General features: G+C 42.8%; 7 protein-coding genes. 2 read left to right on the top strand and 5 right to left on the bottom strand.

From position 1 onward, the window contains the following. Positions 1–28 precede the first annotated feature (28 nt). Positions 29–1828 (top strand): glycoside hydrolase family 15 protein, encoded by a 1800-nt coding sequence (locus D2V05_RS18955; RefSeq protein WP_119649182.1) that lies wholly within the window; start codon positions 29–31, stop codon positions 1826–1828. 66 nt (positions 1829–1894) lie between these two features. On the opposite strand, the gene D2V05_RS18950 is transcribed toward D2V05_RS18955, so the two are convergent. From D2V05_RS18950 to D2V05_RS18935, 4 genes are all read right to left on the bottom strand, one after another. Beyond that, positions 1895–3703, bottom strand: a complete 1809-nt coding sequence (locus D2V05_RS18950; protein WP_119649180.1) for an acyl-CoA dehydrogenase family protein — start codon at positions 3701–3703, stop codon at positions 1895–1897. 23 nt (positions 3704–3726) lie between these two features. Beyond that, positions 3727–4917, bottom strand: a complete 1191-nt coding sequence (locus D2V05_RS18945) for an acetyl-CoA C-acyltransferase (RefSeq protein WP_119649179.1) — start codon at positions 4915–4917, stop codon at positions 3727–3729. Between the two features lie 86 nt (positions 4918–5003). After that, positions 5004–7409 carry a 3-hydroxyacyl-CoA dehydrogenase/enoyl-CoA hydratase family protein gene (locus D2V05_RS18940; protein WP_119649177.1) on the bottom strand — a complete coding sequence of 802 codons (2406 nt, stop codon included), beginning with the start codon at positions 7407–7409 and terminating at the stop codon, positions 5004–5006. 15 nt (positions 7410–7424) lie between these two features. Beyond that, the gene (locus D2V05_RS18935) at positions 7425–7874 is read right to left on the bottom strand and encodes a MarR family winged helix-turn-helix transcriptional regulator (RefSeq protein ID WP_119649175.1); all 450 of its coding nucleotides are present in this window, start codon (positions 7872–7874) and stop codon (positions 7425–7427) included. A gap of 198 nt (positions 7875–8072) precedes the next feature. On the opposite strand from D2V05_RS18935, the gene D2V05_RS18930 reads away from it, so the two are divergent. Next, on the top strand, positions 8073–9986 hold the full coding sequence (locus D2V05_RS18930; protein ID WP_183114866.1) for a BspA family leucine-rich repeat surface protein: 1914 nt from the start codon (positions 8073–8075) through the stop codon (positions 9984–9986). A 303-nt stretch (positions 9987–10289) separates the two neighbouring features. On the opposite strand, the gene D2V05_RS18925 is transcribed toward D2V05_RS18930, so the two are convergent. After that, complete coding sequence (locus D2V05_RS18925; RefSeq protein ID WP_119649172.1) at positions 10290–12059, bottom strand: AMP-dependent synthetase/ligase; 1770 nt, start codon at positions 12057–12059, stop codon at positions 10290–10292. Positions 12060–12144 lie beyond the last annotated feature (85 nt).

Genomic DNA, 12144 nt, shown 5'->3' with positions numbered 1-12144 from the left:
TTCTAACCCTTTTGAGAATATTTGAACTATGGACAACCTGAATTATGGAATTATCGGTAATTGTCGAAGCGCGGCCCTGATCTCCAAGGAAGGCTCCTTGGATTGGTGTTGCCTACCTGAATTTGATTCCACATCTATTTTTGCCAAGTTATTGGATGAGAAAAAGGGAGGCAGTTTTGAGATCATTCCCCAGGGAGAATGCACGATCCATCAGGAATATTTTCAGAACACGGCCATATTGGTGACCCGTTTCACCCAAGGGGATGATGTTTTTGAAGTGCATGACTTTATGCCAAGGCATCATAAGATGAACGGAAAATATATGGCCCCACCAGAGATCATTCGGTTTGTGAAGCATATTTCCGGGAAGCCCAAAGTGGTTATAAAATATGATCCGAAGTTGGAATATGCTATGGGTGAGACCAAGCATTTCATCAAAAAGGATTTTATTGCCAGCATCACTCATGAGATGAAGTACGATACCTTGTTCCTATATACTTCTGTCCATAAGCAAAGTATATTGGAGGGCAAGGCGATTACTCTGGAAGGTGATGAATATTTCCTGATCTGCTACCACGAAAAAATTCTGAAACCGACCACAGAAAAAATGGCCTTGGAGCTTGAACGGACCAAGGTATATTGGTTGGACTGGGTGGACAAGACCCCGACCTACAAAAAATTCAACAATGAAATTGTCAGAAGTGCCATTACCCTTAAAATGCTTACTTATGACAAGACAGGGGCAGTGCTTGCTGCGGCAACAACCTCATTGCCCGAAACCATTGGTGAGGTTCGCAACTGGGATTACCGATTTTGCTGGATCAGGGATGCCTCCATGGTGATAAAAGTGGTATCGGAGCTGGGTCACAAGAATTCGGCCAAGCGCTTTCTTCAGTTTATCATTGACCTGATGCCCGATAAGGATGAAAAGTTGCAGATCATGTATGGCATCAATAAGGAAAAAAATCTCACGGAAATTTCGTTGGATCATTTGGACGGATACAAGGGTTCCAAACCAGTACGGATTGGCAATGCGGCCTACATGCAAAAACAGAACGATATATATGGCATATTGATGGATGTGATCTACGAGCAGATCCGATCTTTCAGCAACGATATAGAGAATGTAGAAGAACTTTGGAGCATTACCAAGGGTATTGTTTGGATTGTTAGTAACCACTGGCAAGAGCCGGACAAGGGCATTTGGGAGTTTAGGGGCGAGGATAGGCATTTTACGTTCTCCAAAGTACTGTGCTGGGTGGCCTTGGATAGGGCCATCAAAGTGGCCAAAATGTTCGGGAAGACCCACAAGATTGAAAAATGGACCGGACTGGAACAGCAGATCAAGGAGGATATCCATAAAAATGCATGGAACGATGATATCAATGCCTTTGTGCAATCCTATGGATCACGTCATTTGGATGCATCGGTTTTATTGATGGAGTCCTACGGTTTCATCCATGCGCGGGATCCCAAATTTGTCAATACCGTGAAGGCAATAGAGGAAGGTCTCAGTAACGACGGCCTTTTGTATCGATACAAGAACGAGGATGATTTTGGATTGCCCTCATCATCTTTTACCATTTGTACCTTTTGGTTCATCAACAGTTTGTTTAAAATTGGAGAAGAGGAGAAGGCTCTTGAGCATTTTGAACGTTTATTGGGCTACAGCAACCATTTGGGGCTTTTCAGTGAGGACATCGATTTTAAGACCAAAAGATTGTTGGGGAACATGCCACAGGCATATTCACACTTGGCTTTGATCGAATGTGCCATCAATTTCTCCCGTAAAGAGAGTGATGAACGGATTTTGGAATCCATCAGCTAAATAAAAAACGCCCCAATTTGGGGCGTTTTTCAAATCCTATGGGTTTTCATCCCAGCAAAATTTGAATTAGTCAAAGGTATACCCGTTATCTGAAGCTACCTTGTCCGCAATTTGCGTACGTAAGGCCACAACATTGGGTTGGTTCGTATACTTGGTGAAGCGTTTCAATCCCATCAACATCATGCGTTGTTCATCACCTTCCGCGAAGGAAACCACAGCTTCCTTGGCTTTTTGTTGGATGATGTCCACAGCCCGGTATAAATACAGCTTGGACATGGCAATTTGGGTTGCTTGGGCCTCTTCACCAAAGCGTTTTGCGTTTTTCTCGGTACGGAGAATGGCCGATTCGGCCATATATACTTGAATCAAGATATCCGAAGCGGCCATCAACAACATTTGATGTTCTTCCAAGTCTGGGCCAAATTTTTGCACGGCACTTCCGGCCACCATCAGGAAAACTTTTTTCAATCGTGCGATCATATCCTTTTCTTCAGCAAAAAGAGCTGAAAAATCAGGCGTGTCGAAAGAAGGGATTCCCATCAATTCTTCACCAACGGCGGTGGCCGGACCTAAAAGGTCCACATGGCCTTTCATGGCTTTTTTCACTAACATACCAACGGATAACATCCGGTTAATTTCGTTAGTTCCCTCATAAATTCTTGAAATACGGGCATCTCGCCAAGCTGATTCCATTGGGGTGTCGGCACTGAAGCCCATTCCTCCGAATACCTGGATACCTTCGTCCGTGGTGTGCTGCACGTGCTCGGAAACGGCCACTTTCAAAATGGAACACTCGATGGCATATTCCTCCACACCCTTAAGCTCTGCTTCTTGGTGGGTATTGCCACTTGCTTCACGAAGCGCAATGCGATCTTCAATATTTTTGGCGGCACGGTAACAGGCCGACTCATCCACATAAACATTGGTGGACATATCGGCTATCTTCGCCTTGATGGCCCCGAAGTTTATGATCGGTGTCTTGAACTGGATACGCTCGTTGGCATATTTGGTGGCCTCGTTCACAATACGACGTTGGGCTTCCAAACAGGCCGCAGCCAATTTGATTCTACCAATATTGAGGGCGTTCATGGCAATTTTGAAACCATTTCCCCTTTCGGAAAGCATGTTTTCCACGGGAACTTTGGTCTCGTTGAAGAACACCTGACGGGTAGAGGAGGAGTGGATACCTAATTTTTTCTCTTCATCACCTAAGGTGATACCATTGCTAGGGTCGTTTTCCACGATGAAACCCGTAATGTTTTTATCGTCCTCGATACGGGCAAACACAATGAACATGTTGCAGAACCCAGCATTGGAGATCCACATTTTTTGCCCTGAGATGCTGTAGAATTTACCATCCGCAGAAAGTACGGCCTTGGTTTTTCCGGAGTTGGCATCGGAACCTGCACCAGGCTCGGTCAAGCAATAAGCACCGAACCATTCGCCAGTGGCCAATTTGGGTACATATTTTTGCTTTTGCTCTTCGGTACCGTACAAGGTGATTGGCATGGTACCAATCCCGGTGTGCGCTCCAAATGCGGTACTAAAAGAACCTGTAGCCCCGGAAATGTAGTCGCAGACCAACATGGTGGACACGAATCCCATTCCCATGCCGCCGTAAGCTTCCGGTACTGCAACACTCAAAAGACCCAGTTCACCTGCCTTTTTCATGCACTCCTCGGTGTAAGCATAATCTTTTTTCTCGAAACGCTCCCAATGCGCCCAAAGTTCACGGTCCACAAATTCTTTGGTGCTTTCGCGCATCATTTTTTGCTCTTCGTCGAGGTCTTCCAAGGTGAACACATCTTCACATTTGGTTTCCTTGACCAAGAATTGACCTCCTCTCAATATATCTTTTTCTGTTGTATCGCTCATGGCTTTTAGTTGTTTAGTGTTTTTTAATTTAGAAACTCATAGATCCCTGCGGCACCTTGACCAGTACCAACACACATGGTCACCATACCGTATTTACCTTTCATGTTGCGCTTTCGCATTTCATCAAAGAGTTGTACGGACAATTTGGCCCCTGTACAACCCAATGGGTGACCCAAAGCAATGGCTCCCCCATTGACGTTCACGAGGTCTTGGTTAAGTCCAAGTTCACGGATTACAGCCAAGGATTGTGAGGCAAAGGCTTCGTTCAATTCAATCAAATCGATATCGTTTTGTTGTAGTCCAGCTTGTTTCAAAGCTTTTGGAATGGCCTTTACCGGGCCGATACCCATAATACGGGGTTCCACACCTGCTGCGGCATAGTTGACCAAACGGGCAATGGGTTCCAAGTTGAGTTCCTTGACCATTTCTTCGCTCATGACCATCACAAAAGCGGCACCATCGCTCATTTGCGAAGAATTACCTGCGGTAACACTACCATTTGCGGCAAAAACAGGCCTCAATTTATTGAGCGTTGCAATATTGGTGTCGGCCCTAGGTCCTTCGTCTTTGTTGACGGTATAGGTAGTGGTCTCTTTTTTACCAGCGGCATTCACAAAGGTATGCTCTACCTCAATCGGGACAATCTGGTCTTGGAAACGACCCTCAGCTTGTGCTTTCAAGGCTTTCATATGGGAGTTAAAGGCAAATTCATCCTGGTCTTCCCGTGAAACGTTGAACTGTTTGGCCACTGCTTCCGCAGTAAGGCCCATTCCCCAGTAATAGTCTTCATGACCTTCTTTGGCCGTGGCATAATCAGGGGTAGGTTTGTAACCACCCATAGGAATGTAGCTCATGCTTTCCGCACCGCCGGCAATGATGCAATCCGCCATTCCCGATTGGATTTTGGCCGTTGCAATGCCGATGGTCTCCAAACCGGAAGCGCAGTATCGATTTACCGTTACCCCGGGAACGTCCTCAATGTTGAGTCCCATCAAGGAAATCAATCGGGCCATATTGAGCCCTTGCTCGGCTTCTGGCATGGCGTTTCCGACTATGACGTCATCAATACGTTTTTTGTCCAGTTGAGGGAGTTCCTTCATCATATATTCAATGGTCTCGGCGGCCAGTTCATCGGGTCGCTTGAACCTGAACAAACCTCTCGGGGCCTTACCCACGGCTGTTCTGTATGCTTTTACTATATATGCTGTTTTCATTTCTTTTTGGATTCTTTGATTTTTGGATTACTGGATAGTCAGATATGTCTGTTCGAATAATCGAACAATCTAATGATCCAAGTCATCTAATTCCTAAGGGGTTTTCCAGTTTTCAACATATGTTGGATACGCTCCAAGGTCTTTCTTTCGGTACAAAGGGAAAGAAATGCCTCTCGTTCCAGATCCAACAGGTATTGTTCTGTTACAAACGAAGGTTCGGACAGGTCTCCACCGGCCATCACATAGGCCAATTTATCGGCAATTTTCTTGTCGTGTTTTGAAATGTAGTGACCGGCTTCCATCGAATCGGTTCCTACCAAGAACATACCCAAAGCTTGCTTGCCCAACACTTTTACATCCTTGCGTTTCACAGGTTTGGTGTATCCTGCTTCGGCCATCAATTTGGCATGTGCCTTGGCAGTCGCAATTTGTCGGTCCTTGTTGACCACAACTACATCCTTGCCTTTTTGAAGGACACCTAAGTCATATGCCTCGTAAGCGGAAGTGGATACTTTGGCCATACCGATGGTGAGGAAATACTCCTGCAACACGTTCAGTTCCACATCATTCTTACGGAAGGTGTCAGAGGCCCTTAAGGCCATTTCTTTGGAACCACCTCCACCGGGAATTACCCCGACGCCAAATTCCACCAACCCAATGTAGGTCTCGGCAGCAGCCACCACTTTATCAGCGTGCATGGAAAGCTCGCAACCACCTCCCAGGGTCATCCCGTGAGGTGCGGATACCGTAGGGATGGAAGAGTATCGCATCCGCATCATGGTATCCTGAAAGTATTTGATGGCCATATTGAGCTCGTCATATTCCTGCTCCACGGCCATCATAAATATCATACCGATATTGGCACCCACAGAGAAATTGGCTCCCTGATTACCAATGACCAATCCCTGAAAATCCTTTTCGGCAAGGTCCACAGCTTTGTTCAATCCCGCCAATACATCACCACCAATGGTGTTCATCTTGGACTGGAATTCACAGTTAAGGATGCCATCACCCAAATCCTCTATCACCACACCACTGTTTTTGAACACTTCGTTGGATTTTCTGATGTTGTCCAGAATGATGAAGGCATCCTGTCCTGGAACTTTTTCCATGGACTTCTTGGAGATGTCATAGAAATAGGTAGCTCCATCTTTTACGGTGTAGAAGGAATTGATTCCGGCCGCCTTCATTTCGGATACCCAAGTAGCAGCCTCCAAACCCTCAGCTTTGATAAGTTCGAGGCCTTTTTCCAGCCCAACAGCGTCCCAAATTTGGAAAGGACCATGTTCCCAGCCGAAACCGGCCTTCATGGCATCATCTATTTTATAAAGCTCATCCGAAATTTCTGGAATCCTGTGTGTTACATAAGCAAAAAGTGCCCCGAAACTTTTTCTGTAAAACTCACCGGCTTTATCTTTTCCATCTACTAAAACCGGGAAACGGTCAATGACCTTGTCAATAGTTTTGGTGAGCTCCAAAGTGGCAAACTTTGCACTTTTTTTGGTGCGATAGTCCATCGTGTCCAGGTCAAGGGTAAGGATTTCACTCTTACCATCGCTTCCGGTCACTTTTTTATAGAATCCCTGTCCTGTTTTGCTTCCCAGCCATTTGTTTTCCATCATTATCTTGATGAAATCGGGTAGTTGGAACAGTTCGTGGCGTTCATCATCGGTACAGTTTTCACTGATACCGTTGGCTACATGGACCAACGTATCCAACCCCACAACATCCACAGTCCTAAAAGTGGCCGATTTTGGTCTGCCAATCACTGGGCCGGTAAGCTTGTCCACTTCCTCTACGGTCATGCCAAGGTCTTTTACGGCATGGAAAAGACTTTGAATACTGAAAATCCCGATTCGGTTCCCGATAAAGGCAGGGGTATCTTTGGCCACTACGGAAGTTTTCCCTAAGAATTGCTCCCCGTAACCGTTCAGGAAGTCCAAAACTTCTTGGGAGGTTTTGGGACCTGGGATGATTTCAAAAAGTTTTAGGTACCTCGCAGGGTTGAAAAAGTGCGTTCCACAGAAATGCTTTTGGAAATCCTCACTTCGTCCCTCGCTCATAAAGTGAATTGGGATACCCGAAGTGTTGGAGGTAATCAAAGTACCAGGGGTCCTGTGCTTGTCCAGATTTTCAAACACTTGTTTTTTAATGTCCAATCGTTCCACGACCACCTCAATGATCCAATCCACTTGGGAAACTTTGGCAATGTCGTCTTCCAAGTTTCCAGTGGTGATGCGATCAGCAAATTTTTGGTGATAGATAGGGGAGGGTTTGGACTTGAGGGCGGCAGCCAGGGAATCGTTCACCAAACGGTTACGGACCACTTTATCTGCCAAGGTAAGCCCTTTTGCCTTTTCCTTGTCGTTGGGTTCACGAGGAACAATATCCAATAACAATACCTCGACCCCGATATTGGCAAAGTGACAGGCAATGCCACTTCCCATGATTCCGGAACCGATTACGGCAACTTTGTTTATACGCCTTTTCATGTGCGGGTTTGTAAATTAATTATTAGTTGTTTTTATATAGATTTTCTTATCCGTGATAAGTTTGTTGATGATATCGATAGTCTTAAAAAAACCATTCAAATCCTGTTCGGAAACATGCTCTTTGACCACTTCATTGAATCTAAGAACTACATCTTTGGATGCTTCCCTTTTTTCGAGCCCCAGTGCAGTAAGATAGATTAACACCCCTCTTCCATCATTAGGGTTGGGTCTACGTTCAATATAACCCCGTTCTTCAATGGTTTTCAATATTCTTGACAGACTCGTGGCTTCCATGCCCATTTTAGGCCCTAGGGTAGTACTGGGTGTACCGCCTTTTGGGTCCATGCTTAGCAATGTAAAACCAATCGCCATGGTAAGTCCATAATTTTTGGCTTCTTCATTGTACATTTTGCTCACCGCTTGCCATGTAGCCCGAAGGGCATAGTCAATGGTCAAATCTTTCATAGAACCGGTTTGGTGTTTTCAAATATATGAAAATTTATTATGCATGCATAATAAATTATGGTTAAGTGTTGACCTTTTTTGATAAGAAAACCAAAACAAAGCCCATTCGTCAATTCAAATGGAGTAATGGTCAAGTCATGGTCGGCATTCTTAGTAAAAGAATCGATTTTGTCAAGATTAAATAACGAATCAAATATTATGAAAATCAAAAGTTTATGCTGCGCTGTGGTATTGCTATTAATTTGTTCATGCGGGAAAGATGATAGCCCTGAACCAATTAAAAACAATGTACCTGTAATTATGGATCAAGGCTTTACTGTCTCGGAGGATATTTCTGATAGTGAAACTATAGGAACAATAAAGGCTACGGACATAGATAAAGACGAATTGACCTTTAGCATTACAACTAATGACAATGGTTTATTCGAGATTACCAATACGGGAATTCTCACTTTAGTTAATGGGAAAGCATTAGATTATGAAGTTACTAAAGAGCACCTAATTAAGGTGAAAGTAACTGATGGAATTGAAGAAGAAGAAGCTAACATCACCATCACCGTAACCAATGTTATTGATACTTTGGCAGAAGATCCTGATTCATTTGTTACTCTTTGGAATATTCCCGAAAATGATTTTGAAATCATAATTGGAACCGATTCCAATTATGAATATAACTATACTATTGATTGGGGTGATGGTACATTGGAAGAACTCACTATGCAAAACCCTAGTCATATTTATACATCCAAAGGTAAATATAAGGTTTCGATTCAAGGAGTTTTTCCAGCTATTAAAATGGGACACACCAATCTTATCACAGAAGAAGGCATTGAGATATTGAAAAGTTTGATTGGTATAGAGCAATGGGGTACCAATATCTGGGAAAGCTTTAATCGGGCATTTTCCAACTGTATAAATATGGAAAATCATGCTCTTGATGTCCCCAATTTGATGAATGTTGAAGATATGGCAGGAATGTTCGCAAGTTTTGTTTTTTATGAGTTGGATTTTGATTCACCTTCTATTTTCAATGCAGATCTTAGTGGTTGGGATGTGAGCAACGTTACCGACATGAGCGGTATGTTTCTACGCGCTGAATTGTTCAATTCTGATTTAAGTGGTTGGGATGTAAGTAATGTCACTGAAATGGCAGGCATGTTTTATGAAGCTAAATCTTTCAATTCAGACCTCAGTAACTGGAATGTGAGCAATGTTGTAAATATGTCAGCATTGTTTTACAATGCTTCTTCCTTCAATTCAAATCTAAGTGGATGGAATGTTGGTAATGTTATCGATATGAAAGGAATGTTTAGTGGAGCTAAATTATTTAATGCAGATATAAGTATGTGGGATGTGAGTAAAGTTGCCGATATGTCAAATATGTTTGCTTATGCTGATTTATTTAATGCGGACATAAGTGGTTGGGACGTGAGCAACGTGACAGATATGTCCTATATGTTTTCTGGTTTAAAAAATTTCAATATTGACATTGACACATGGCAGGTAGGAAAAGTGACAAAAATGACAAGTATGTTTGCAGGTGCAGAGTTGTTCAATGCAGATATCAGTAGCTGGAATGTAGGTGAAGTCGTGACAATGGCAAGTATGTTTGCAGATGCAAAATCTTTTAATGCCGATATAAGTGGTTGGGATGTAAGTAACGTGACTGATATGTCGGCCATGTTTGCTGAGGCTGATTCATTTAATTCTGATATTAGCAATTGGAATGTGAGCAATGTGTTCAATATGCTAGCAATGTTTGCCGGTGCAGATCTATTCAATATCGACATTAGTGGATGGGATATAGGTAATGTTCAATTGATGGGTGTTATGTTTGCAGATGCGGCTTCATTTAATCAGGATTTGGCAGATTGGAACATAAGCAATGTAATCAATATGAATGATATGCTTCCGAATTGCGGTATGTCCATAGAAAATTATAGTGCTACTTTAATTGGTTGGGCAAATTTGGCAAATGTTCCAGTAAACATAACGCTAGGAGCTACCAATATGCAGTATTGTTTAAACGGTAATGCTGCCACTGCTCGTGAAACACTTATAAATAATTTTGGATGGACAATTGAGGGAGATTCTGCCATTGATTGCGATTGATATTTATCTGATGAATATTTAGGATATAAAAAACCACCAATCTATTTGGTGGTTTTTTTGTGGCCATTAACTCCAAATCAACCTTCATTCCGAACTTGTTTCGGAATCCATTTAAAGTGGGTATAAAAACTATGATTGTTTATATCCTATCTTGTATCTGATGCTATTAAGACTAGTAATTTGAAAATATCACTGAAGTCATCCTTGTTTTTGGCTCATAAAAAGACAGAGATTCTTCGTTTCGCTCAGAATGACCTGCGCTTCATTGTTGATTGTTTATTGCTAACTGCCAATGTTCATTGTTCAGTGCCCATAAATATCATTGTAAAGATCAATATATTTCTCCTTGATGATCTTTCGTCTCAATTTTAGGGTAGGGGTCAAGTGTCCGCCATCAATGCTCCAAACATCAGGTGTTAATCGAAACTGCTTTACTTTTTCCCATTTGGCAAACTCCTCATTGGCCAGATTTACTTCATCTTGTAGCCGGGCAATGACTTTGTCATTTTTAACAATTTCCTCATTGGTTTCAAGGGAAATGCCATGTCTTTTGCCCCATTCCCGTACAAAATCAAAATTGGGTTGGATAAGGGCCGCAGGCATTTTTTCACCTTCACCCACAACCATGATCTGTTCTATGAAGTTGGATTGTTTGAACCTATTTTCCAACAATTGTGGAGCCACATATTTTCCTCCCGAAGTTTTGAACATTTCCTTTTTACGGTCCGTGATCTGTAGAAAACCGTCTTCATCGATTTCGCCTATATCCCCTGTGTGGAAATACTCCCCAGTCATGACTTCAGCGGTTTTTTCGGGGTCTTTATAATAGCCCATCATCACATTGGGACCTTTGCAGAGGATTTCACCATCTTCGGCAATCTTAATTTCCACACCGTCCATGATTCTGCCCACCTTGCCTATTTTCCATCCGTGATTTCTTATTTCACTGACGGAAATCCCCGGAGATGTTTCGGTCAATCCATAACATTCCATGATTGGTAGGCCAGCGGCCCCAAAAATATGACCAAGTCTTGGTTGCAACGCTGCGCTGCCAGAGGCCATCATTTTAAGGTTGCCTCCAAGGGCTTCCTGCCATTTACTGAATATCAACTTGCGGGCAAGGGCCAATTTCTTTTCATACCACCAGCCATTTGCACCATAGGGCTCGAATTTTCGGCCCAACTCCACTGCCCAAAAGAACATTTTCTTTTTGATTCCATTAAGTTCAGCACCCTTTGCGACAATGGCATCATAAACCTTTTCTACCAATCTGGGCACTACTGTCATGGTCGAAGGTTTTACTTCCTTTACATTTGCGCTTATTTTGTCAAGTCCTTCCCCAAAATAAATTTCATAGCACAGATAGATGTAGGCATAGGAAAACGTTCGTTCAAAAATATGACAGATGGGAAGGAAACTTAAGACCCTTTCCCCAGGTTCAAGGGGCAACCTGTTTTGTGCGGACAACACATTTGAAACGATATTGTTATGGGAAAGCATTACCCCTTTGGGCTTTCCAGTGGTCCCCGAAGTATAGATGAGCGTTGCCAAATCGTTTGGGGACACATCGGCCTTTCTTTTTTCAACTTCTTCTTGCTTTGAAGTATCCTTACCCAAATCAAGTACCTCGGTCCAGTTTTTACAATTGTCCAGTTGATCAAAAGAGTAAACATCTATCAGTTTTTTGAGATTCCCACTAATGGCCAACACTTTTTGAAGTACCTCATCACAGGACACAAAGCAATATTTTGCTTCAGAGTGATTCAAGATATATTCATAATCTTCCTCGGAAATGGTTGGGTAAATGGGCACGTTTTGTGCTCCTACTTGAAGTATTCCTATGTCCGAAATGCACCATTCCGTCCTATTGGTGGTAGAAATAAGGGCAATCTTGTCATTGGGTTTCACCCCTAATTGTAGTAAGCCCCTACTAAATGCATTCGCCTTGTCTATATATTCTTGGGTTGAAGTGGGGACCCATTTGCCATTGTATTTGGTAACCAATGACTTTTCTAGGGGATGTTTTTCTAGTTGATAATAAGGAAAATCAAATAATCGGGTAACGGTTTGCATAGTAAGTTTTATGTAAAGCGATTGCAAATTAGCAAATCGGAGCTTAACAAAGAAAACGATTTAACAATTACCGTAGGGAAATTTT

It is taken from the genome of Flagellimonas pelagia (assembly GCF_003584135.1).
Classification (GTDB): domain Bacteria; phylum Bacteroidota; class Bacteroidia; order Flavobacteriales; family Flavobacteriaceae; genus Flagellimonas; species Flagellimonas pelagia.
Note: the sequence above shows the minus strand (reverse complement) of the source record. Positions and strands in the feature narration are given on the sequence as shown.

Bases quoted from the DNA above. Each gene is read 5' to 3' on its own strand.
- D2V05_RS18945 (WP_119649179.1), bottom strand. From the start codon at position 4,917: ATGAAAACAGCATATATAGTAAAAGCATACAGAACAGCCGTGGGTAAG.
- D2V05_RS18940 (WP_119649177.1), bottom strand. From the start codon at position 7,409: ATGAAAAGGCGTATAAACAAAGTTGCCGTAATCGGTTCCGGAATCATG.
- D2V05_RS18955 (WP_119649182.1), top strand. From the start codon at position 29: ATGGACAACCTGAATTATGGAATTATCGGTAATTGTCGAAGCGCGGCC.
- D2V05_RS18925 (WP_119649172.1), bottom strand. From the start codon at position 12,059: ATGCAAACCGTTACCCGATTATTTGATTTTCCTTATTATCAACTAGAA.
- D2V05_RS18930 (WP_183114866.1), top strand. From the start codon at position 8,073: ATGAAAATCAAAAGTTTATGCTGCGCTGTGGTATTGCTATTAATTTGT.
- D2V05_RS18935 (WP_119649175.1), bottom strand. From the start codon at position 7,874: ATGAAAGATTTGACCATTGACTATGCCCTTCGGGCTACATGGCAAGCG.
- D2V05_RS18950 (WP_119649180.1), bottom strand. From the start codon at position 3,703: ATGAGCGATACAACAGAAAAAGATATATTGAGAGGAGGTCAATTCTTG.